Source organism: Afifella aestuarii (genome assembly GCF_004023665.1).
GTDB lineage: Bacteria > Pseudomonadota > Alphaproteobacteria > Rhizobiales > Afifellaceae > Afifella > Afifella aestuarii.
Genome location: NZ_SAUF01000001.1, coordinates 1,478,810 through 1,501,817 on the forward strand (window position 1 = coordinate 1,478,810; position 23,008 = coordinate 1,501,817).

19 protein-coding genes are annotated in these 23,008 nt (G+C 62.9%); 9 read left to right on the plus strand and 10 right to left on the minus strand.

Annotation, left to right across the window (positions count from 1 at the left end):
* Positions 1 to 3 precede the first annotated feature (3 nt).
* Positions 4 to 2,163: a glucans biosynthesis glucosyltransferase MdoH gene (mdoH, locus tag EO094_RS06925; protein ID WP_128291496.1), complete on the minus strand. Its 2,160-nt coding sequence runs from the start codon at positions 2,161 to 2,163 to the stop codon at positions 4 to 6.
* On the minus strand, positions 2,160 to 3,725 hold the full coding sequence (locus tag EO094_RS06930) for an OpgD/OpgG family glucan biosynthesis protein (RefSeq protein ID WP_128291497.1): 1,566 nt from the start codon (positions 3,723 to 3,725) through the stop codon (positions 2,160 to 2,162). The genes mdoH and EO094_RS06930 overlap by 4 nt, the downstream gene beginning before the upstream one ends.
* 280 nt (positions 3,726 to 4,005) lie before the next feature.
* On the opposite strand from EO094_RS06930, the gene ettA reads away from it, so the two are divergent.
* Positions 4,006 to 5,664, plus strand: a complete 1,659-nt coding sequence (ettA, locus tag EO094_RS06935) for an energy-dependent translational throttle protein EttA (protein ID WP_128291498.1) — start codon at positions 4,006 to 4,008, stop codon at positions 5,662 to 5,664.
* Between the two features lie 60 nt (positions 5,665 to 5,724).
* Here the strand turns inward: ettA and EO094_RS06940 are convergent, their stop codons facing one another.
* Together EO094_RS06940 and EO094_RS06945 are read right to left on the minus strand one after the other, a co-directional pair.
* Positions 5,725 to 7,044: an APC family permease gene (locus EO094_RS06940; RefSeq protein WP_128291499.1), complete on the minus strand. Its 1,320-nt coding sequence runs from the start codon at positions 7,042 to 7,044 to the stop codon at positions 5,725 to 5,727.
* Between the two features lie 102 nt (positions 7,045 to 7,146).
* The gene (locus EO094_RS06945; RefSeq protein ID WP_246008378.1) at positions 7,147 to 8,112 is read right to left on the minus strand and encodes an MBL fold metallo-hydrolase; all 966 of its coding nucleotides are present in this window, start codon (positions 8,110 to 8,112) and stop codon (positions 7,147 to 7,149) included.
* 233 nt (positions 8,113 to 8,345) lie between these two features.
* Between EO094_RS06945 and EO094_RS06950 the strand changes: the two genes are divergently transcribed.
* Together EO094_RS06950 and EO094_RS06955 are read left to right on the plus strand one after the other, a co-directional pair.
* A complete protein-coding gene (locus EO094_RS06950; RefSeq protein WP_128291500.1) occupies positions 8,346 to 9,452 on the plus strand; it encodes an alkene reductase in 1,107 nt (368 codons plus the stop codon).
* A 106-nt stretch (positions 9,453 to 9,558) separates the two neighbouring features.
* Positions 9,559 to 10,740, plus strand: a complete 1,182-nt coding sequence (locus EO094_RS06955; protein ID WP_128291501.1) for a lytic murein transglycosylase — start codon at positions 9,559 to 9,561, stop codon at positions 10,738 to 10,740.
* A gap of 70 nt (positions 10,741 to 10,810) precedes the next feature.
* Here the strand turns inward: EO094_RS06955 and EO094_RS06960 are convergent, their stop codons facing one another.
* Positions 10,811 to 11,377, minus strand: coding sequence for an ATP-binding protein (locus tag EO094_RS06960; protein ID WP_128291502.1), 567 nt, complete (start codon positions 11,375 to 11,377; stop codon positions 10,811 to 10,813).
* Between the two features lie 312 nt (positions 11,378 to 11,689).
* Between EO094_RS06960 and EO094_RS06965 the strand changes: the two genes are divergently transcribed.
* The 5 genes from EO094_RS06965 (at position 11,690) to EO094_RS06985 (ending at position 18,041) form a co-directional block, all read left to right on the plus strand.
* Positions 11,690 to 12,643 carry an ABC transporter substrate-binding protein gene (locus tag EO094_RS06965; RefSeq protein WP_425455860.1) on the plus strand — a complete coding sequence of 318 codons (954 nt, stop codon included), beginning with the start codon at positions 11,690 to 11,692 and terminating at the stop codon, positions 12,641 to 12,643.
* A gap of 2 nt (positions 12,644 to 12,645) precedes the next feature.
* Positions 12,646 to 13,575, plus strand: a complete 930-nt coding sequence (locus EO094_RS06970) for an ABC transporter permease (protein ID WP_128291504.1) — start codon at positions 12,646 to 12,648, stop codon at positions 13,573 to 13,575.
* Complete coding sequence (locus tag EO094_RS06975; RefSeq protein ID WP_092810968.1) at positions 13,575 to 14,372, plus strand: ABC transporter ATP-binding protein; 798 nt, start codon at positions 13,575 to 13,577, stop codon at positions 14,370 to 14,372. The genes EO094_RS06970 and EO094_RS06975 overlap by 1 nt, the downstream gene beginning before the upstream one ends.
* 243 nt (positions 14,373 to 14,615) lie before the next feature.
* On the plus strand, positions 14,616 to 15,698 hold the full coding sequence (locus EO094_RS06980; RefSeq protein WP_128291505.1) for a hypothetical protein: 1,083 nt from the start codon (positions 14,616 to 14,618) through the stop codon (positions 15,696 to 15,698).
* 75 nt (positions 15,699 to 15,773) lie between these two features.
* Positions 15,774 to 18,041, plus strand: coding sequence for a DKNYY domain-containing protein (locus EO094_RS06985; RefSeq protein WP_128291506.1), 2,268 nt, complete (start codon positions 15,774 to 15,776; stop codon positions 18,039 to 18,041).
* A 46-nt stretch (positions 18,042 to 18,087) separates the two neighbouring features.
* Here EO094_RS06985 and EO094_RS06990 read toward each other — a convergent pair whose 3' ends face one another.
* The 5 genes from EO094_RS06990 to EO094_RS07005 form a co-directional block, all read right to left on the minus strand.
* The gene (locus EO094_RS06990) at positions 18,088 to 19,269 is read right to left on the minus strand and encodes an alanine racemase (RefSeq protein ID WP_207145344.1); all 1,182 of its coding nucleotides are present in this window, start codon (positions 19,267 to 19,269) and stop codon (positions 18,088 to 18,090) included.
* A 162-nt stretch (positions 19,270 to 19,431) separates the two neighbouring features.
* Positions 19,432 to 19,812: a hypothetical protein gene (locus EO094_RS06995; protein ID WP_128291507.1), complete on the minus strand. Its 381-nt coding sequence runs from the start codon at positions 19,810 to 19,812 to the stop codon at positions 19,432 to 19,434.
* A 267-nt stretch (positions 19,813 to 20,079) separates the two neighbouring features.
* Positions 20,080 to 20,247: a hypothetical protein gene (locus EO094_RS18405; RefSeq protein WP_164879577.1), complete on the minus strand. Its 168-nt coding sequence runs from the start codon at positions 20,245 to 20,247 to the stop codon at positions 20,080 to 20,082.
* Positions 20,232 to 21,125 (minus strand): methylenetetrahydrofolate reductase, encoded by an 894-nt coding sequence (locus tag EO094_RS07000; protein WP_128291508.1) that lies wholly within the window; start codon positions 21,123 to 21,125, stop codon positions 20,232 to 20,234. The genes EO094_RS18405 and EO094_RS07000 overlap by 16 nt, the downstream gene beginning before the upstream one ends.
* On the minus strand, positions 21,122 to 22,132 hold the full coding sequence (locus EO094_RS07005) for an ArsR/SmtB family transcription factor (protein ID WP_128291509.1): 1,011 nt from the start codon (positions 22,130 to 22,132) through the stop codon (positions 21,122 to 21,124). The genes EO094_RS07000 and EO094_RS07005 overlap by 4 nt, the downstream gene beginning before the upstream one ends.
* A 188-nt stretch (positions 22,133 to 22,320) precedes the next feature.
* Between EO094_RS07005 and EO094_RS07010 the strand changes: the two genes are divergently transcribed.
* Positions 22,321 to 22,899: a TrmO family methyltransferase domain-containing protein gene (locus tag EO094_RS07010; RefSeq protein ID WP_128291510.1), complete on the plus strand. Its 579-nt coding sequence runs from the start codon at positions 22,321 to 22,323 to the stop codon at positions 22,897 to 22,899.
* The last annotated feature ends 109 nt before the right edge of the window (positions 22,900 to 23,008 follow it).

The window sequence follows — 23,008 nt, forward strand, 5'->3', positions numbered from 1 at the left end:
GGGTCAGGCTGCCGCTTCTTCGCGGGAGCGGCTTGCCGCTGCGAGCTTTGCCAGCCGCTCCATCTCTGACGGATGGGCGGCGACGGCGAGGCGTTCTTGCGGGTCGAGCCAGGCAAGCGCTTCGGACAGATTTGTGGCATCCGAGATCTTCTTGGCAGCGCTCAGGAGGAAGCGGTCGACCTGACCGCGGTCCTTGGGGGCCGGGGGCGTCAGCCATGCGAAATAGGCCTGACGCAGATCGGACGATTGCGCGACCGCCGCCAGGGGATCGTCGCCAAGCTCGGGCCGTTCGGCGAGAATTTCGTCGCGCGCGCACGCTATCGCGGGCCGCTCGACCTCTTCCGGAATGAGCAGAAGCTTCATGCCGCGCAGGGTGTTGCCGATCTCCTCGCTGGCGCTCCAGCGCGACAGAAGCGGCGAGAAGACGAGACCGATAACGATCGGCGACAGCCAGGCAAGGATGGCGGGCGAGACGAAGATGGCGACGGCGGTGAGGAAAATGCCGAAGAGGACATGGGTACGGTGTGTCCCCCAGAGCGCCGACCAGGCCTCGGCGCTGCCGCCTTTTCGGCTTTGCGGTGCCCAGCCGGAATCCTTGCGCCGCAAGATGTCCCAGACATGCCTGCTCTGCAGCAGCATCATGATCGGGGCGTAAAGGGTGGAGGCGACGATTTCGAGGAGCATGCTCAGCGTGACGGCCGCCGCGCCGCCATGGGCGCGCCGCAGGCGCCTGGAGAAAATCACGCGCAGCGTGCCGAAGATCTTCGGAATGAACAAAATCACGAGTGTGAAGACGAAGAGCGTCAACATGCGCTCTGAATCGAAGACGGGCCAGTTCGGGAAGAGCTGATGATCGTCGCCGAAATAGACCGGCGTGACGAGCTTCGCCTGCACGGCGAGAACCAGACCGACAAGGATCAGGAGCAGCCACAAGGGCGAGGAGAGGTAGCTCATGATGCCGATGAAGAAGTGCAGACGCGAGGGACCGGCAAGGCCCTTGGCGCCGATCACCTTGGAGTGCTGCAGATTGCCCTGCGCCCAGCGCCGGTCGCGCACGGCCGTCGCCAACAGAGACGGCGGGCTTTCCTCCCACGAATCCACGAGGTCGGTGGCCATCTCCACCTTGTAGCCGGCACGGCGCAAAAGCGCCGCCTCGACGAAATCGTGGCTCAGGATATGGCCGCCGAAGGGCGGGGCGCCCGGCAGCGGCGGGAGGCCGCAAGCCTTGGCGAAAGCGCGCGTGCGGATGATCGCATTGTGGCCCCAGTAATTGCCGTCGGAGCCCTGCCAGGCTGCCATGCCGCCGGCGACGACCGGCCCATAGACGGCACCGGCAAACTGCTGCATCCGTGCGAAGAACGAGTTTCCGTCGAAAAGCCGCGGCACGCTCTGGAAGAGGGCGAGATTGGGATCCTCCTCCATGCGCGCCACCATGCGCAGCACAGTGTCCGCCCGCATCAGGCTGTCGGCATCGAGGACGAGCATGAAGTCGTAACGTCCACCCCAATTGGCGACGAACTGCTCGATGTTGCCGGCCTTCTTGGCCGAATTGATCGCCCGTCTGCGGTACCAGACCGGCAGGGTGCCGGCGAGCGCATCGGTGAGGCGATGCATTGCCAGCGTTTCACGAACCAGGGATTCGGCGCGATTGGAATCCGACAAGACGACGATCTCGAAGGCGTGCGCCTGACCGGCGCGTGCGATGTCTTCCGCCATCGCCTGAAGGCTGGCGGCGACCATGTCGGCATCTTCGTTATAGACCGGCATGACGATCGCAGTGCGGCTCTTCAGCGGGTGCTTTGGAACCGGCGGCGTCGGCAGAGGGCGGGGGGCGAGAAGGCCCGCAACGGCAAAGCTCGTCGACATCGCGATCCAGGAATAGGTGATCGCGAAGAGGATCGTCATGATCCCTTCGAGAATCGTGATGCCGCCCGCCGAGACGACGGCGATCATCTCGTGCACGCCGTAATAGATGAGGCCGCCCGCCGTCAGGATCGCGATCAGCCGCGCATAACGCGCCGCGGCCGGGTTGCTGCGCGGCAGAGCATCGACCGGCTCCTTCGAAAAGTCTTGATGGGGCATCGCCAGCGGATGCTGCGGCGGCATCGGCCCGAAGGGCCTCAAGACACGTTCGTCAGGATGGTCGTGCTTCTGCTCGCTCATTCGGGAACCCAACGGTAGAGCCAGGTTTCGCTGGCGGGCTCGCCATCAGCGACGAGACGCACGCGAAACTCCGTCAACTGATCCTCCGGCTCAAAGAGGAACGTCGCTCTGACACCGCCAACAAGCGGGTTCGGCTGCAAGACCTGCCCTTTGATGGCGCCGTGATTGGCGGAGACCTCCAACGACAGGCCGTCAAAGGCCGGAAGAGTGCCTTCTTCGGGAATGAAATCGATGACGTAAAGGTTGCTCGTGTCGTGAAAGTTCCGCCCGGCGCGGCTGTCGGCGGCGTAAAGCGAACCGGCAGGGGCTTTCGGCCGGTCGGTCCAGCGCATGCGGTAGGCGAAGGAATAGGGCGCGCCGGGGGTCACATCGTAGGATGGTCGCCAGAAGGTGACGATGTTGTCGTGGATTTCCTTGTCGGTCGGGATTTCCAGAAGCTCCACCTGGCCGTTGGCCCAGGTCCCGATCGGTTCGATCCAGACGCTCGGGCGGCGCTCGTAGCGGGCTTCCAGATCCTGAAAATCCTGAAAATCGCGGGCGCGCTGAACGAGACCGAAGCCGCGCGGGGCGGGATCCATGAAGGACGAGGATTGCAGCGTCGGATAGTTCGCGAGCGGCCGCCAGATCCACTCATTGTTGCCGGTCAGCATCTGCAGGCCGTCGCTGTCGTGGACCTGCGGGCGGTAATCGTTGAAGCCCGTGCGGTTGAGCGGACCGAAGAGGAACATCGAGGTGAGCGGCGCAAGGCCGATATGGTGCAGAGGCTGGCGCGGAAAGAGCTCGCCCGTGACCTCGATCACCGTGTCGCGGCCCGGACGCACGACAAAGCGATAGGCCCCCGTCGTCGACACGCTGTCGAGGAGGGCATAGATGTTCAAAACCTCTTCGCCAGGTTCCGGCTTCTCGATCCAGAAGGTGGTGAAACGGGGAAATTCCTCGCCGTCCGGATCGCCGGTCTTGAGCGCGAGGCCGCGTGCGGACAGCCCGTAATACTGGCCCTGGCCGACGGCGCGGAAGTAGGTCGCGCCCTGAAAGACGAGGAATTCGTCCCACACATTCGGGCTGTTGATCGGGTTGTGGACGCGAAAGCCGGAGAAGCCGATATCGATACCTTCGGGCGGCTGCGGTGCCTGGCGGAAGTTGTACATCGCCGGGTTGTAGGCCACCTGATGGGCCTCGCCGTTCTCGACGATGAAGATGTTGACCCGCTCTTTGAACAGCGCGCCGCGATGGAGAAAGTCCAACTGGAAGGCGAGGCCTTCGTCGCGCCAAAGACGGGCTTCGCGCCGGTATTCGATCTCGCGGAACTGCGCATAATTGAGATCGGCGAATTGGGCCGGCAGATCGTCGTCAGCCTCTTTGAACGGGCGCTCGGCAAGCGCGCGCGCCTGAGATTTCAGGCTGTCCCACGTAAACGCGTTGTTGCTTGGGGGAGGCGCGGCAATGTCGGGTGCCGGATTTTCAGGTGTGTCTGGGGAAGCGCCTCTCTGGGCGAATGCGTTGCCGCTTGCGCTTGATGCCGCGGCTGCCAGAGAAGCAACGAGGAAGGCCCGCCTGTCCATACTCAACTCATGTTGTCGGAGAAGACGCGGGCCGAGCGCCCGCGTTCCTAACGCGCCTCATAGCACTCGGTTGCCACGGAAACATGCTTTTTTTGGCGTTGCAGCATGGTTATGCGCGCGGTGAAAGGCTTCGAAGCAAGGTCTGTGGCGGGTCGATAGGAAGAAGATGTGGCAGAGATGGGGCGCAGGCGCTGACCGCGACGCCATTGCTCCCGGCGGCCGCCTCGCTTATGTGGGCTGAAATTCCCTCGCATCCCGAAGACAACGGAGATCGGCGACCATGGCGCGCCAGTTCATTTATCATATGTCCGGCCTGTCCAAGGCCTATTCCGGCGGCAAGAAGGTTTTGGACAATATCCATCTGTCCTTCTACCCGGATGCCAAGATCGGTGTCCTCGGCCCGAACGGCTCCGGTAAATCGAGCCTTCTGCGCATCATGGCCGGGCTCGACAAAGAATTTACCGGCGAGGCCTGGGCGGCCGATGGCGCACGCGTCGGCTACCTGCCGCAGGAGCCGCAGCTCAACCCGGCCAAAGACGTCAAGGGCAACGTGATGGAAGGGGTCGCCGCCAAGCAGGCGATTCTCGACCGCTACAACGAGCTCATGATGAACTATTCCGACGAGACGGCGGAAGAGGCGGCAAAGCTTCAGGATCAGATCGATAGCGCCAATCTCTGGGATCTCGATTCAAAGGTCGACATGGCTATGGAGGCGCTGCGCTGCCCGCCGGGCGACGCGGACGTCAACGTCCTGTCCGGTGGTGAACGCCGCCGCGTGGCGCTGTGCAAGCTGCTCCTGGAAGAGCCCGATCTTCTCCTCCTCGACGAGCCGACGAACCATCTCGATGCGGAGACCGTGGCGTGGCTCGAAAAGCATCTGGAGCAGTATCCGGGCGCCGTCCTGATCGTCACCCACGACCGCTACTTCCTCGACAATGTCACTGGCTGGATTCTCGAGCTCGATCGCGGCCGCGGCATCCCCTACGAGGGCAATTACACGGCCTATCTCGATTCCAAGTCGAAGCGCATGCAGCAGGAATCGCGCGAGGACGAGGCACGCCAGAAGGTGATCGCCCGCGAGCGCGAATGGATGGGCCGCTCGCCGCAGGCGCGGCAGGCGAAGTCCAAGGCCCGCATCAAGGCCTATGACGAGCTTCTGAAAGCGAATCAGGAACGCATGGCAAGCCGCGATGCGCAGATCGTTATTCCGCCGGGCCCGCGGCTTGGCGACGTGGCCATCGAGGCGGAGGGGCTGACGAAGGGCTTCGGCGATCAGCTTTTGATGGAAGACCTCTCCTTCAAGCTGCCGCCGGGTGGCATCGTCGGCGTTATCGGCCCGAACGGCGCCGGTAAGACGACGCTTTTCCGCATGCTGACGGGGCAGGAGACGCCGGATGCGGGCGAGATCCGTCTCGGCGATACGGCCATCCTCGGCTATGTCGATCAGAGCCGCGACGACATGGATCCGAACGCGAGCGTCTGGCAGGAGATTTCCGGCGGGGCGGAGGTGATCCAGCTCGGCAAGCGCGAGATGAATTCGCGCGCCTATGTCGGCGCCTTCAACTTCAAGGGCGGCGACCAGCAGAAGCCGGTCGGCAAGCTCTCCGGCGGTGAGCGCAACCGTGTGCATCTCGCGAAGATGCTGAAATCGGGCGCCAACATTCTGCTGCTCGACGAACCGACCAACGATCTCGATACGGAGACGCTGGCGGCGCTTGAAGAGGCGCTCGAAGATTTCGCCGGCTGTGCCGTCGTCATCAGCCACGATCGCATGTTCCTCGACCGGCTCGCGACGCACATCCTCTCCTTCGAAGGCGACAGCCATGTCGAATGGTTCGAAGGCAACTTCGAGGCTTACGAAGAGGACAAGAAGAGGCGCCTCGGCACCGACGCCGTCGAAAACCCGCGGCGGATCAAATACAAGCCGCTGACGCGGTGAGGTTCAGATACGGTCTTGGTTTGGGGCGCTTCGGCGCCCCTTGCTTTTTGAGGCTTTCGGTCAGGCTTTTGTCTCGCCCGGCGAGTTCGTGTGTCGGCGTGGGCCGCGGCGCCAGATGAGGGCCGCTTCCACGAGGATCGCGGTCCCGTAAGCCGCGGCAAGCCAGGCGAGGCTCACCTTGTCCTCCTGCCAGGTGTGCCACATCAGGACGGCGAAGCTCGCCGCGGCGAGCACGCTGCCTGTGAGCGGCAGGAGCGGGGACATCTTGATCCGCCGTGCGAGCCGGAAGGCGGCGAGGTTCACCGCCGTGAAGATCACCAGGAAGGTGGCACTCGCAAAGGTGGAGATGACCTGCAGCGGTGCGGCGAGCGTGAAGGCGATCGCAAGTACCGTCAGGACGATCAGGGAAACGAAGGGCACCGGGCGGGTGCGCTCGCGCATGGAGAAGATTTTCGGCAGGGCATGTTCGCGTGCCATCACCATGGCGAGGCGCGCCGCACCGAAGAGCGTGGCGTTGATGGCCGAGGCGGTGGAGAGGAGGGCGGCGATGCCGATCAGCGTGAAGCCCGCCGCACCGAGTGTCGGGCGAGCGGCGACGGCGAGCACGTATTCCTGATCCTTCTGGATCTCCTGGGGCGTCAGATTGCCGAGAGCCGCGATCGCGACGACGACATAGATCGCGGTGGTGACGAGGATCGCGATGACGATCGCCCGCGGCAGGTTTCGCTCCGGGTTCGCCATTTCATCGACGGCGTTCGGAATGAGTTCGAAGCCTTCATAGGCGACGAAAATGAGCGCGATCGCGGCGATCGGCGCGGCGATGCCGAGATTGAAGACCGGCACGAAATGGTCGGCCTTGATGCCGCCCATGGCGACGGCTGCAAACAGCGCAAGAATGGCGAGCTTGATCGCGACGACGCCGAGCTCGACGCCGCCGGAGATTTTCGCGCCGACGAGATTGATGGCGAGGAAGAGCCCGAGGACGAAGGCGCCCAAGGCACCCGGCGCCCAGGCCGGATCGATGGTCTTGGGCAGAAGGCTTGCGCCATATTCGCCGAAGGCGCTCGCATAAAGGGCGAGCGTGCCGACATAGCCAGCCACCAGCAGCCAGCCCGCGACGCCGGCGATCGCAGGCGCCGCGAACGCCTTCTCGATATAGGTGAAGCTGCCGCCATCATCGCGAAAGGTGAGGCCGAGACGGGCGTAGGAGAGGCCCGTCAGAAGTGCGATCGCGCCGCCACCTGCGAGGGTTAGCGCAACCGCGTGGCCGGCCGTCGCCATCGCCAGGCCGAGAACGGCGAAGATGCCGCCACCGATCATGCCGCCGATGCCGAGAGCGGTCACCTCGACGAGACTGAGTTTTTCCGATTTTTGCGCCATCTTGTCCGTTTGCCAGCAATTGCAGCTGTTGCGCCCCTCGGCAAGTGGTCGCGCCGGAGGAGGGGAGAGGCAAGGGCCGAGACGGTTTTGACGGCTGCGGTCTCAGTGTCCGGGCAGAACCAGAACTTTCGGGTCGAGCGGCAGGGTGGCGACCGAGACCGTGGTTTCCGCGCTTGGGTTGATCTCGACGGCAAAATCCTCGCCGAGGCGGGAGAGGAAGCGCTGCAGCGTGCCCATGCCGAAATAATGCATGGGCAGGACGAGGCGAGACTTCAGAACTTTCAGCGTTTCCACGACCGCGTCCTGGCTCATCGTGTAGGAGCCGTCGACTGCCACCATGACGACGTCGAGCTGGCCGATGATACCGAGATCTTCGGGCGCCAGCACGTGGTGGAGGTGGCCGAGATGGCCGATGCAAAGGCCCGCCGTCTCGAAGATGAAGATCGAATTGGCCGCCGTCTCGCGCCCGCCGAAGCTGCGAATGTCGGTCGGCACGTTGCGGATGAGGACATCGCCGACGGTGAGGTTGTGGTGGGCTTCGCCGCCTTGTGGGTTCCAGCCGCGCAGGACATGGGCGATCGCCGGATCGGGCTGGTCGGTGTAATGCGAGGAATGGGCGTGGTTCATCGTGACGACGTCCGGCGTCACGCCGCCGGCCCAGCCGTCGTAATCGGTGGCGATCGTCACGCCCTCTGGGCTTTCGATGAGAAAGGTGGCGTGACCGACGAAGCGGATCGTCACCTCGCCCTGCTCGGGCGGTCTTAAGGCGAAGGGCTTCCCCTGGACGAGGTGCCGTGCGGGCGCGTCGAGGCGGCGATAGCTCGCATAGAGCGTGGGTGGGGCGGCTTCTGCGATCGCGAGGCAGCGGCTCGGTGTCTGACGTTCCGTCCGCTCCTGAACGGGCAAGGGCGCGGCGTTTGCCGCTGTGCCAAAGGGGCCGATCGAAGCTGCAAGGGCAATGATGGCGGCACCGATTGTGTGGGCAATCGAGCGGGCGACTGGGCGGCTGATGGCAGGGGAGGCGCGTCCCCTCATCCGCAGCCGGCGGAGTGGCGAAGGCGGCGGCATGGCCCTCTCTCCCATCAAGCCTTCATCTGAATGAGTTTAGCGGGAGTTGCATGTGCTGCAACGCCGGCTGCGCCACTACACGGCAACTTGACCGAACCGAAACCTTGCGGCCTTTGTTGATGCCGGCCTGGCGAGTAGGCGATTTTGCGCGGCCGTCATGACTGGCGAGATTTTGCACCGCACCTAGTTAGATGCGCAACGACACTCGCCCGCCGCTTTGAGAAGGGAAGTTTATGTCTGAGACATTGTCGAAGCTCTTTCAGCCGATTGATCTCGGCCCCGTACCGCTTGCCAATCGCATCGTCATGGCGCCGTTGACGCGCAGCCGCGCCGACGAGAACGACGCCCCGCGGGACTGGCATGTGGAATATTACCGCCAGCGCGCCTCGGCCGGCCTGATCATCGCGGAAGCGACGCAGATCACGCAGCAGGGCAAAGGTTATGCCTGGACACCCGGCATCCATTCCGACCTGCAGGTGGAGCGCTGGCGTGCGGTCACCGACGCCGTGCACGAAGCCGGCGGCAAGATCGTCCTGCAATTGTGGCATGTCGGGCGCATCTCGCATCCCGATCTGCAGCCGAACGGTCAGTTGCCCGTCGCACCGTCGCCCGTGAAGCCTGACGTCAAGGCCTTCACCGAGGAGGGGTTCAAGGACGCCGTGGAGCCGCGGGCGCTCAGCGCCGACGAGCTGCCGGGCATCGTCGAGGATTACCGCAAGGCGGCCGCGAACGCTCAGCGTGCCGGTTTCGACGGCGTCGAGATCCATTCCGCCAACGGCTATCTGCTCGACCAGTTTTTGCGCGACAAGACCAATAAGCGCCATGACACCTATGGCGGTTCACTCGACAACCGCATGCGTTTTCCGCTGCAGGTGGTCGATGCCGTCGTCGATGTGTGGGGGCCGGAGCGGGTCGGCATCCGGATTTCGCCGGTCAGTCCCGCGAACGACATCGCCGATTCCGATCCGGAGATGCTCTTCCGCGCCTACGTGCGTGAACTCTCCGAAAGGCGGCTCGTCTATCTGCACGTCATCGAAGGCGAGACGCGCGGTGCCCGCCAGCCGGACGGACAGTTCGACGTCACCACGTTGAAGCGGGATTTTGCCGGCCTCTATATCGGCAACAACGGCTATACGCGCGAACTCGCGATCTCAGCCGTCGAAGAGGAGAAGGCCGATCTCGTGGCCTTCGGCCGGCCGTTCATCTCCAATCCCGACCTCGTGGAGCGGCTCAAGCGGAATGCCCCGCTCGCGGAGCCGGACCAGGCGACGTTCTATGGCGGAGACGAGCACGGATATACGGACTATCCGACCCTCTCCGCCGAGACGGAATCGGCCTGAGCGAAAGTTTTGACCGATCCGCGCTCCGCTTCTTGAAAAGGCCCACTTCTTGAATCGTTTGGGGGCCGCGCCAGAATGCGGGGCGCGGGAATCACTAGGAGATCTCATGCGCGCGAAATGTGTATGGACGGCGGCCGTTTTCGGTCTCGTCCTTGCGACGCCGGCTGCCGCTCAGCAATGCGGCGGCGATTTTTCGACCTGGCTCAACGGAGTGAAGCAGGAGGCGGCCGCAGCCGGCGTCTCCGATCGCGGCCTTTCCGCCCTTTCCGGTGTGCAATTCGATCGGCGGGTCATTTCGCGCGATCGCGCGCAGGGCGTGTTCACTCAGACGTTTGCCGAGTTCGCGGGCCGTATGGTCAACGATTACCGGCTGAAGAACGGCCGCTCGCTTCTCAACAAATATGCCTCGACCTTCTCGCGCATCGAGCAGAAATATGGCGTTCCGGGGCCGGTGATCTCGGCGTTCTGGGCACTGGAGACGGATTTCGGCGCCAATCAGGGCGATTTCGATACGCTCAACGCGCTTGCGACCCTTGCGCATGATTGCCGGCGGCCGGAGCTTTTCAGGCCGCAGCTCATCGCCGCCTTGAAGCTCCTCGATCGCGGCGATCTCGCACGCTCGGAAATGAAGGGTGCCTGGGCGGGCGAGCTCGGCCAGACACAGATCCTTCCTTCCGATTATCTCGCTTCCGGCGTCGACTTCGACGGCGACGGGCATGTGAACCTGAAGAAGAGCGTCCCCGACGTTCTCGCGACCGCGGGCAATTTCCTGAACCGCCTCGGCTGGCGTGCGAACGAGCCGTGGCTGCAGGAGGTCGTGATTCCGGCCGATCTGCCCTGGGCGGAGGCCGGGCTTTACAACAAAATCCCGGTGAGCAAGTGGGAATCCTGGGGCGTGAAGGCGCGTTCGGGCAATCTTCCGGGCGGTTCTTTGCCCGCCTCTCTGGTCCTGCCGATGGGACGCAACGGACCGGCCTTCCTCGCCTATCCGAATTTCCATGTCTTCCTGGAATGGAACCAGTCGCTCGTCTACGCCACGACGGCCGCCTATCTCGCCACGCGCCTGGATGGAGCTCCGCGTGCCGATATGGGCAATGCGTCCAGTGGTTTGTCCGGTGCGCAAATGAAGCAGTTGCAGCAGGCACTTCTCGACAAGGGTTATAAGGTCGGCAAGGTCGACGGCATTCTGGGCGCGATGACGCGTGACGCCGTGCGCGCCGAACAGCTGCGTCTCGGCCTGCCGGCCGACGCCTGGCCGACGGAAGAGCTGCTCGCCAAGATTCGCTAGGCTCCTGACAAATGAAATGTGAGGGCTCGAACACCAGCTTCGAGCCCCACCGGGCTTAGTGCCGACAGCGTCAAGCAGTGTTCGAGGACCTACGAGGTGCAAGCGCCTTTGCCACCTCGTCCGCCAGATCCTCGCTCGGACGCTCGCCAGTGAGACGGAGAACGGGGGCGGACTGGGTGCTCAACCAGCGCTCGTGCTGCGCGATGTTGCGCCCCGTGAAGGTGGGGTCGTCATAGCGTGAAGCCCAATCTCTGAATGCCAGATGCGCTTCGTGCATATCTCCGCCCGGCAGAATGCGCGCGCCATGCCGCTCCGCTTCGCGCCGATCGAGACGTTGAAGCCGAACGCTGGTGGGCGTCTTCAGAAACACGATGAGATCGACTTTGTGGATCAGGGCGTCGCCCCATCCAATGAAAGACCCGGTCAAGATCCACCCCCGAGACGCGGCCTGTCTCTCCTGGATCAGACGGACGCGGTCTTCGGCCGGGCGTTTCGTGCTGAAGGGAGGATCGGTCGGCATCCAGTAGAAGTCGTCGACATCAAGATGCGGAACCCCGAACCGCTCGGCCAGGAGAGTACCAAGCGTTGAAACGCCAGAGCATGATGCCCCGGTCACATACACCCGCGGTCGATCCATGTGACTGTCGTCCTGAACGAATGGGCGGCTTCTATCGTGGCGGGCGTCTGCGCTCAATGATCGGCGGGTCCGCACAATTCACGGTCGGACGAACAACCGCAGGCTTTGGTCTCGGAAGGCGTTGATCGCAGCTTCTGCCGTGCTATTGCGTAAAATCTTGAAAATCGAACTCTTTGGCAGGACGTTCGATGTGCCCGCCTTGGGGGGCGGCGGCTTATCTGCCGGCATCGGATCTGCCACGGGGCCATGAGGCAGATTTCCGTTCTCTCAATCTCGAAAGGCGTACATATGCAGACCCTCAAAGCTTTTGCTTTGGCCGCGCTCGCACTCGGCATTGCCAGCGCCGCGACCTTCGAGGAATCCAAGGCGCAGGACACGAAGACCGTTGCCATCACCTATATCGTCGAGCATCCGGCGCTCGACGCCGTCCGCAATGGGATGATCGAAGGTCTCGCGGAACGCGGCTACAAGGAAGGTGAAAACCTCAAAATCGTTTCGCGCTCGGCTCAGGGCAATATGGCGACGCAGGCCCAGATCGCCTCCGAATTCGCCGGGCTTGAACCCGATCTCGCCGTCGGCATTTCCACGCCTTCCGCACAGGCCGTCAAGCACGCGCTCAAGAACACGCCGGTGATCTTCGCCGCCGTCACCGATCCGGTCGGAGCTGGCCTTGTGGAAAGCCGCGAGAAGCCGGGCGGTCTCGTCACCGGCACGAGCGACCAGCAGCCCTACGAGCCGATGCTCGAGCTCATCAAAGAGCTGATGCCCGACGCCACGAAGCTCGGTGTCATCTACAATCCCGGCGAGGCCAATGCGGCCAAGCAGGTGGAAGATCTGAAGACCGCGGTGGAGCCTTTCGGCATGACGCTGGTCGAGGCGCCTGCCGCGCAGTCGACGCTCGTCGCCGATGCGGCGCGCAGCCTCGTCGGACGGGCGGACGCCGTGCTTCTTCCGGTCGACAACACCGTCGTCTCGGTGCTCGAAGGTGTCGTGACGGTCGGCGAGCGCGCCGGTCTGCCGGTGTTTGCCTCCGACGTCGATTCCGTCAATCGCGGCGCCATCGCGGCTATCGGCTTCGACTATTACAAGATGGGCGTCCTGTCCGGCGACATGGCGGCCGATATCCTCGACGGCAAATCGCCGGCCGATATTCCGGTTGCCGTTTCCGACAGCCAGGATCTTTATCTCAACGCCACCGCGGCCGAGAAAATGGGCGTCACCATTCCGGACGACGTTTTGGCCAAGGCGAAGAAGGTCGTTCGCTAATTATGAGCCTTTTCGCCTTTGCTGGCGCCCTTGAATCGGGACTTCTGTTTTCGCTCGTCGCGCTCGGGGTGTTTCTCTCCTTCCGCGTGCTCGACTTTCCCGATTTGACGGTCGACGGCAGTTTTCCGCTCGGAGCGGCGGTTGCGGCCGCCGCTCTCGCCTCCGGTGTCGATCCGTTTCTTGCAACCGGGTTTGCGATCGTCGCAGGCTGGGGGGCAGGGCTCGTCACAGCGCTTCTCAACGTGCGCTTCGGCATCATGAACCTTCTGTCCGGCATTCTGACGATGGTGGCGCTTTTCTCCATCAATCTCAGGATTATGGGCGGGCCGAACGTGCCCCTCTACAACGTCGATACGGTGTTCGACGTGGCGCAATCCTGGTTCGATTTCGGGCTTTGGACGAACACGGTCCTGATTGCGATCGTGGCCTTTGCGGCGAAGTTCCTCGTCGACTGGTTCTTGAAGACCGAGCTGGGGCTTGCCCTGCGCGCGTCCGGTGAGAATCCGGCCATGGCGGAGGCGCAGGGCATTGCGGTCGGGCGCATGGCGCTCGTCGGCATGGCGATCAGCAACGGTCTTGTCGCGCTCGCCGGCGCCTTGTTCGCGCAGCTTCAGGGCGTGGCGGATGTCTCAATGGGTATCGGCACGATCGTGACGGGCCTTGCCGCCCTCATCATCGGCGAAGCGATCCTCGGCCGGCGCATGGTCTTCGTCGCCACGCTCGGCTGCATCGTCGGCGCACTCGTCTATCGTCTCTTCATCGCCCTGTCGCTCAGTGCCGGCTTCATCGGCATTCAGCCGCAGGACCTCAATCTCGTGACGGCGATCGTCGTTGCGATCGCGGTCGTCCTGTCCAAGGGGCGTGCGCAAAGAAACCGTCGCAGGGCCGGCATGGCGCCGCGCCGTGCGCCCGCCGCCAAGAGGGCCGGCTGATGCTGTCGTTGAATAACATCCACGTCACCTTCAACGCCGGCACGCCGACCGAGGTGAGGGCGCTCAGCGACATCAACCTCAAGATCGCGGATGGCGAGTTCGTCACCGTCATCGGCTCGAACGGCGCAGGGAAATCGACGCTTCTGTCGGTCGTCGTCGGCACGGTGAAGCCCGAACGCGGCAGCGTGCATCTCGATGGCGAGGACGTAACGGCCTGGTCTCCGCACCGGCGGGCGATGCATGTGGGGCGCGTTTTTCAGGAGCCGCGGCTCGGCACCTGCTCGTCTTTGTCGATCGAAGAAAACCTCGCTCTTGCGGCGGCTCGCGGCAAAAGCCGGGGCCTCAAGGGTGCGCTCGGCACGCGGCAGAACCGCAAATGGCTCGCCGACCAGGTGGCGAAGCTCGAGATCGGGCTGGAAGACCGCATGACGCAGCCGGTCGGCACGTTGTCGGGCGGGCAGCGCCAGGCGATCAGCCTGTTGATGGCGACGCTTCTGCCGATGAAGATCCTCGTTCTCGACGAGCATACGGCCGCGCTCGATCCGGGTGCTGCCGCGAAAGTCCTGGCGCTTTCCACAGAGATCGCCGAGACGCGCAAGCTCACGACGTTGATGGTGACGCATTCGATGCGCGACGCGCTGGCCGTCGGCCACCGCACCATCATGATGGATTCCGGCCGCATCGTCCTCGACTTCACCGAAGAGGAGCGGGCGAAACTCACCGTCCAGGATCTCTCGAGCCTGTTCGGACGTGCGATCGGCAAACAGCTCGACGACGATAAGATGATGCTGGCTTAAGAGCTTGTATGCGGGTTGTGGGCAGATTGTATAAGAGCTGTGGATCGGTTGTGGCTTTCCTGTTGAAAGAGAGCAGACGTCAGGCGCGGAAGGTGGAGAAAAAAAGTGGCAGGATGGCGCAAATCACTCTGTCCGCTTCGCCGCTTTATCGGACTCTTTCTTGTCGCCTTGGCGTTTGCCTTGGTGGGAGCTTCTTCCGGCGCTGCTCGGGAAAAGCCGAGCTTTTCTTTGCTTGAACGCCCAGTGGACGAGCTCACCTTCGAGCCAGAAGGCTTTCCCGCGCTTACTTTCCGATCGGCATCTCCCGAGGGCTTCGAATGGGAGCGTCTCAATGTGGGACGAGACGACTTCAAGGCCGCAGAAATCTTCCCCGTCTTCCGCGAGGTGCTGACTGGCCGGCATTCTGATGAGAGGCGGGCTGAGATCCACGTCTATGCGGCAGAGATTGACCTGAAAAGGGTTGGGCTTGGTATCGATTACGCCCGGTTGCTTGCCGCGGTCTGGGCTCCTTCCAACGGTGATGCGGTTTCGCATAGCGCTGTCTTCGGCGAGGCGCTCGGAACGAGCGAAGCGACAGAACCGGGCTTAAGAATGCGCATCTCCGTCTTTCGGCGAGGAAAGGCGCTTCTGATTGTTCGCGCAGAGGCGGAGGAAGACGACTGGTCGGGTTTTGAGACGGAGATCGCCACCTTTGTCGGCTCTATTTCATTTGTGGAGCCGGCGGCTGAAGATCCCGCCCTTCAAGGTGCCAAGACGGTGCGCCTCGATGCCCCCGCAGAGGGTGGTGAGATCGATACGCTGGAGATCGTTTTTCCGGCTCATTGGCGCGACCTCAATCTCTCCGCGCCCGCCCTGGACGGTAAAGGCGATATCCGTTTCCTCGTCGATGATGCCGATCCGCTGGAAAATACCGGGGTCATGCCATTTTCGTTTCGTCTTGCTGAGGGGAGGGTGCCGCACGGGGTCGAAGACGGAGGACGGCTCGCATCGGTTCTCGTGGAGGTCCTGCTTACCAATATGCTGCCCGGACGCGAGCCCGGCCTGAAGCCTCTTGCGGGCGGCCGCTACGCCGATTTAGGTGATCTCACCGATTTCACCGGCTATTACACGTTTAAGGTGACGATCAAGGATTTCCCACGCGCAAGCGCGGCGAGCGCACTCGTGACCGTGAACAAGGATCGCATCGTCGGCTTTGCCAGCATTTCAGCCTATCCAGAGGATCTCAGCCTATGGGGCGCACGCCTTCACGTGAATTACGTGAAGCATCAATTGGAAAAGGCGATCCGGGATTATTGGGAGCGCTCGGCGCAGTCGACGTCACGCTAATAGGTTCACCAGCAAGGATGGGTGGGCAAGTCAAAACCAGGCGCTCACCCCGGGGTATATCGGAAGCTGTCGCCCATGACCGAATCGTCGTTGCTCGCCGCTCATGTCCCGCTCGAAAAGGATGCTTTCGACCGCTTCCTGAAAACCATAGCCCCAGTCTTTGCCGAGCCTGCAGCCAGCATCATCGTCGATCGGAGCGAAGACTGGCTCATCCTGCGCTATCTGAAGAGTGAGGCGGCGGCTTTCCTCGCCTTCATCTACAATTGGGGCGACACGGGCGAAGAGATCATGGCACGGCCTTACTTCGACGCCTTCCTGAAGATCGCGGACTTCATGCCAGAAGGCGCAAGCGGCCGGCTACTAATCTCGGCAGGAGCGATGAAATTCCTGACGGATCCGATCGATGCGGCCTTCACGCTCACAAAGAAGGGCGGTGCGCGTCGGGATGACGACGGGCTCGACGAGGATGAGAAAAAGCGCTTCGACGCCCTGCTTAACAAATACATGTTCGGCTCCAGGCCCTACGAGCAGCCCTATCAAGAGGCGATTGGGCGAAGTACCGTTCTCGACGCGCGCATTCGCAGGAGAGTTCGCACGCTGATCGAGACGCGGCGTCGTGAGATCGCCAAGGAGCGCTTGCCTCGGGCGACGCTTTTGAGACCGGTGCGCCTGTTTGAAGGTTTCCATTACAACGGACACTTCACGACGCATTACGACACCGGCAGGCTATGGCCGTTGCCGGGGTTCGATGCCTTTACGGCCGAACAGACGTCGTGGGGTGCCAAGGATGCGCGCCATGCGGTGGTCGGCCGTCGCCTGATCGAGACCGATCCCGCTTCGTTTCGGGCCATCCCGACCGCGCCCGAAATGGAGCGATGCCTCTATCGCGATGATCGACAGATCTACACGCCCACGGGCGAGGTGATTTCGGGCGCGGATCCTGAAAGCTTCGAATATGTCGGTGGCGGCTACGCGCGCGACAAGCGCCGCTGGTACACGATCGAGGGAACCGTGCTGGACGATGTCGGCAATGAAGGGCATGTCGACACCCGGCTCTACTATACGCGCGACGCTTTGCTGATCGGCGAACGGGCGGTCTATCTCGGCGGGAAGCCCTTACCCGTCGATCCAGGCAGCGTCGAGGTGGTCCGGCTCGAACGCGTCCGGCAAAGAGGGATGCGCGAGCATAGCCTTGGATGGCTTGTCGACCGGGATGGCGCCCTCATCATTCATGACGTGATAAGCGCGTTCGAGGGACCGGAGTGGCAGCGGACGGATGACCCGGAAGCGCTGTGGGATGCGTTGAAGGAGGCTGATGAAAAGACGCTCCTGCCGCCTCTTCCAAGAGAGCTGTACGAATTCGAGGCGATCTGTCCCAAGGACGATCCCGATCCGGCTCAACTTCAATTGATCGCCGAGTTCGGGGCAGGCTGGTTTGCCAGAAACACGGAAGCGTTTCTCGCCGAACGGCCTTTTGACGATCGCTTCTGGTGGCTGATGGTGAAGTATTTCTACGCTTGCTGGACCCTCGGCCGCGGCGACGACATCTTGGAGCTTTATGAGCGTGTCGCGGCAGATGCCTGGTGGAACCCCTATGTCTTCCATCATGCTGCGTGCGCCTATGTCGCTGCGGGCGACCTTCAGTCGGCATTGAAGGCCGTCTATCTGGCCCTGGCCTGCGGTTATGACCGGATCGACGAGATGCTGGTTGATCAGGATCTTTCAGCGCTCTTTTCGATGGACGAGTTCCAGCGCCTCAAAGCATTTCGCGACGCCAACAAACAGGTGCGGTGCCCCTTCCTGCCACTCGTCGCATTGCAGTCGTTGGCCAACCGAGCCTTCGATGATGGGGCTATGAGCTTGGCCTGGTCGTTGACCAATCGTTTTTTCATTCCCGACAGGGCGGCGCTGGAGAACTGCTTTCCGGACCAAGAAATAAGGAACCTCTATCGTCAATCGTTGCTTCAGGTCGCCGATGACCTTGTCCGCGCTCAGTGGGATGGAACTGATGAGACACGTCTGGATAAGCGCTTCTACCGTCGGATCCGCGATATCGAAGGTCTTTCGCCGGCCGTCCACCTCGCCGGTGCTCTTTCCTTGTTCTCAGAAGGTTTCTTCTGGGTCGACATGAAGAGCGACGATAACGAGGAGCGCGGGGAATTCGTCGAGGCGGTGGAAGCGCTCGGGCGCATGCGCCAGGCGCTGGCCGAAAACCCGGCAGCGGCCGAGGATACTCTCTGGATGGACCTGTCCACCCATGCCTCTGTCGCACCTTTCGTTGCGCTCGCTGACGCTGGAGGTCATCGAGGTGCTCATCGCGATCGCCCGGACTGCGGACAATGAAGATATCCGTCCCAAAGCTGAAATCGGTCTGAAAGGCCGGAGGAGCTCAGTCGGCCATGGTCTCGATCGCGGCAAAGCCTTCCGGCTTGTCGCCTTCGTCGAAGGGGGTTTCCACCTCGACGACCGTGTCGGGATAAAAGCCGTTGAAGCGGCTTCGAAGCGACAGGGAATAGGCACCGATATGGCCGATTTCGATCCAGTCGCCGGTATCGACCGTCTCCGGCAGCCAGAACGGGCGCGAGAGAATGTCGACGCTGTCGCAAGTGGCGCCGCACACCTTGAACGGCACGATCTCGTGCGGATTGCCGGAGCGGCGCTTGCGGGCCGGATCGGGAATGAAGCGGGCGGGAAGGGTGATCTTGCCCGTCCAGGAATCTGAGAGCGACGCCCAGATGCCATCGTTGATGTAGATGCGTTTGCCCTTTTTCAGGAGCACGCGGACGATCAGCGAAATGGAGCGGGCGACGATGACGCGACCCGGCTCGGCAATGAGCGGCAGGTCGGCAAAACCCCATTCCGTCAGATCTTTTCGAAGCCGCGCCATGATCTCGTCGCGGTCCGGCATGATGCGCTTCTTGCGGCGCGGATCGTAGCCGTAGGGCGCCGGAAATCCGCCGCCGACATCGAGCGCCGTCAGCTCGACACCGGAGCGGGCGCGCACCCAATCGGCGGAGCCGAGGGCGCGCTCGTAGATTTCCGGGTCTTCGATCTGGCTGCCGACATGGAAGCAAAGGGCCGGCTTGAAGCCGATGCCGGCGATGCGTTGCAAAAGCTCCACCGCATGGGCGGGGGTGGCGCCGAACTTTTTCGACAATTCGTAGGTGGCCGAACCCTTGGTCTGCAGGCGCACGAACAAGGTCAGATCTGCCGGATCGAAATCGAGCGCCCGCACGATCCGCAGGATTTTCGCCACCTCGTCCTCGTGGTCGAGGGAGAGGGTGCGGATGCCGTAGCTTTCGAGCGCCAGGCGGATATCCGACTGCGCCTTCACCGGGTGCATGTAGAGGAGTTCGGCGTTCGGCGAGGCTTCGCGCGCAGCCGCAAATTCGGCCGGGCTGGCGACGTCGAAGGTTTTCACGCCGGCATCGGCGATCGCCTTCAGAACGAAGGGCTCGCCATTGGTTTTGACGGCATAGGCCGTCTTGCCAGGGAACGCCTGCGCAAAATGCGCAACGTCCTCGGCGAGGACCTGTGGATGGAAACAATAGACCGGAACATCCGGCCGCATCTCCAGCGCAGCCTCGCGTGCGTCGGTGAAGGTTTTGATCGTTTTGGCCCCGTCGTCTTCAGGAATCGCCGTTGGCGGTGTTTAGCAGGACAGGGCGGCCGGGCGAAGACCCGGCGGCATATTATCCGCTTTGTGTTTCCCGTATCGGCGCAGGTCTTTCGATCAGCCCCGGTGCAGCTCGTCCATATCGTGGATGCGGGGTCTGCGCCGTGCGCCCGCGACGGCCACCGCTGGACGCGGGGCCGGGCGCGGAGACAGAGACGGGAGCGCCACCAGGCGCAGCCGCCGGCGCCGTTTCGGGCCGATGGGCGGCTCGTCGCCTTCCTCGGCCGACAGAAGGACGCCGCTTGCGGTCACCGCGCCGCCGAAGGTCAGGGCAAAGAAAGCCGCCAGAAGGGCGAGCGGCAGAAGGGGCGTGGATGAGTGAGAGATCAGCGTCCACAAACCGCCGGTGTCGAAGCCGAGCAGAATCGCCAGGAACAACCAGCCGACGAGAGCGCCAAGCGCGACGTGCACGAACAGGAAGCGAAACAGATGGGGCAAGGTCGCGTCCTCCGCAAAAACGGTATTCTATAATACTTCTAAGTTCATATCCAGATGCGAAAACAGTGTCGGAAAGCGTCTGTTTAGGCCCTCGGAGGAGCGCGGAAACAAAAAAATCTATGCCGGCTTAGCGGGAATGTCGCGCCGCAGCATGCCTAAACCGCTGGTATTTCGGAGAGAATCTGACTGCGGCGACCTGCCGCATGAAGAGAACAATGCGTCGCAATGACGAAAAACATTCCTGTCAGCAATGTTTGGGGTTAGACTTTAGACGTAAAAGATGCGGGAGGATGCCATGAACCTGGCGAAATCAATCAACATGATCGCCTTGATATCTGCCTTTGTCTTTATCTGCGCGATCGTGCTGGGCGCGGTGTGATATCGGCGACGTTCAACTCTTCTTCGGCTGCGCGGCGCGCTCATGCCGCGCAGCATGTCCTTTCCCCTTCGAAAATTCTTGCCGCTTTCAAGACCGCCGAGACGAGGCGGTGCTGGTTCATCGTGTAGATATGAAAGCCGGAGACGCCGCGTTGCGCGAGGTCGTCGATCTGGCGCGCGGCGAGGTCGACCGCGGCTTCGAAATGCGCCTCGCCTGAAAGCTCCGATAGCGGCAGAAGATGCGGCGGGATGCGCGCGCCGCAGCGGCCGGCAAAGGAATGCACGGCGGCGAAGCGGTGCACAGGCAGGATGCCCGGCACGATCGGAATCGTGATGCCGGCGGCCGCAACCTTCTCCACATACCGTTCAAAATCGTCATTGTCGTAGAAGAACTGCGTCAGGGCACGGGTCGCGCCGGCCTCTACCTTGCGCTTCAGGATGTCGATCTCGGTGTCCCAGTCGGGACTCTCCGGATGGCGCTCCGGATAGGCGCTGACGGAGATCTCGAAATCGTCGATGCGGCGAAGGCCGCGGATCAAGTCGGCCGTATCGGTGTAGCCCTCAGGATGCGGTGCATAGGGCGTGCCGGGCCCCTCCGGCGGGTCGCCGCGCAACGCCACGAAATGCCTGACGCCGAAGGTCTGAAAGGTTGCGATCGCATCGTTCGTGGCGGAGCAGGCGGCGGAGACGCAGGTGAGATGCGCGGCCGTCGGCAGGCCGACCTCCTGCGTCAGTATCTCCACCGCCGCGAAAGAGCGGTCCTTCGACGTGCCGCCGGCGCCATAGGTGACGGAGACGAAATCCGGCGCAAAGGCTTTGAGCCGTTCTGCCGTGTCTTTGAAGGCGACGAATTGCTCGGGCTTCTTGGGCGGAAAGAACTCGAATGAGAGCTCGAGCCTCTTCGGTCCGGCGGCGTGGTGGGCTGCAGGCGTCATGCGAGCGCTCCTTCCTGGAGGGGTTCCGCGTCTTCGTCGGCTTCGGCCTTGAAGGCTGTCGCGATGGTGACCGTCAAATGCTCGTCTTCCCTGGGCGGAGACTTGGGGGCGAGATGCTGGATGGAGAATTGCTCGAGGGCTGTGGCCGACAGCCATTGCGTGAGCTGCTCGTCGGAGAAGCCGAGCCTCAGATGCGCGTGATTCTGGCGCAGGAACTCCAGATGATGGGGCGCGAAGTCGACGACGAGCAGCATCCCGCCCGGAGCCAGAACCCGAGCCGCCTCCGAAAGTGCCGCCCGCGGATCTTCCAGAAAATGCAGAACCTGATGGATGACGACGACGTCAAAGGACGCGCGCGGCAAGGGAAGGTTGAGCGCATCGCCGCTGCGCAGCCGCACATGCGAGAGGCCCGCGCGTTCCAGGCTCGTCCGTGCGAGCGCCAGCATCTGCGGCGAGCGATCGATGCCCGTCAGCCGCTCGGCGCAATCGGCAAGGAGTTCGAGCATGCGGCCAGTGCCGGTGCCGATGTCGAGGAGAGAGCGGGGATGGTGGCCGCTCAGCGCGGCGCGGATTGCTGCCTCGACCTCCTTTTCAGGCACGTGCAGGGAACGCAGCCGGTCCCATTCCTCGGCATGGCGCGCAAAATAGAGTTCTGCCGTTTCCTGGTTGCGGCGGCGGATGAGCTCCAGCCTGTCGCGATCGCGGCGCAAATCCGTCTCGTTGCGCAAGGGATCCGTCTGCATGGCGGCAAGAGCTGCCCGCGCCAACGCCGCCGCTTCGCCGTCGGAGGCCAGCCGGTAATAGACATGCGCGCCTTCCGGCAGCCGGCGAATGATGTCGGCTTCCGTCAAAATCTTCAGATGCCGGGAGATGCGCGGCTGCGACTGGCCGAGGATTTCCACGAGCTCCTTGACGGGGCGCTCGCCCTCGGCAAGCAGCGCCACAAGGCGGAGCCGGGTTTCATCGGCAAGCGCCTGGGCGGCGCGCGCAAGTTTCGTCAGGCCCATCGAGACCTCTTTCAAAAAGATATAAAGATAGCATTATATCTTTTTGGGGCGTGGTGCAACGGTCGGCGTTCGCCTGCCTGCCGGGGCCGATCGTCCTGCAGCCGCCGTCTCGCAGCCTCGTGCTTGCGACGCTCTCACGCTTGAACCGCGTCGCGACCTTTGCCTAACTCCTTCGAAAGGAGAGGCGCATGGCGGACGACAGGAACGATCCCGGAACGGCGGGCTCCGGCTCGCAACAGGAAAAATCGCATGCCAGGGCCCGTTCGTGGGAAAACCCGACGCGGGAGGGTGAGATCGCACTCGACTTCGATCCGGGCGAACGAACGCCTGACGCGGGTCTCGTCTATATCGGTCATGCCAAGACGCCGTGGGTTGGACCCGGCGAATGCCCGCGCAACATCCGTCAGGCGCGCGAGCGAGCAGCGGCCGAAGCGGGTCTCGGCTTTTCGCTGCAGATCGACGAGCCCTACCGACCAGGCCTTGCCGATTATCGGCCGGGCCAGGCGGTTTTCGTGCTCATGTGGATGGACGGGGCACGACGCGATCTCATCGTTCAGGCACCGAAGCACCGCGAGCATCCGGCCGGCGTCTTCTCATTGCGCTCTCCCGTGAGGCCCAATCCGATCGGGTTGTCGCTCGTCTCCATCCTGGAGGTGGAGCAGGAGAGGGGGATCATCGTCGTCGATGCCCTCGATTGTCTCGATGGTACGCCGATCATCGATTTGAAGCCGTGGGCCCAGACGGCCGATATTCCGGCCGCGCGCTGAGACTGGTTGAAAAGCGGATTTCAATGCCGGCGACCGCGGAAGCCGATTTCGGCCTTCTGACACGGCCTTGAAACGGCCCTCTTCGGCCTCCATATTCTCATCATCCAGG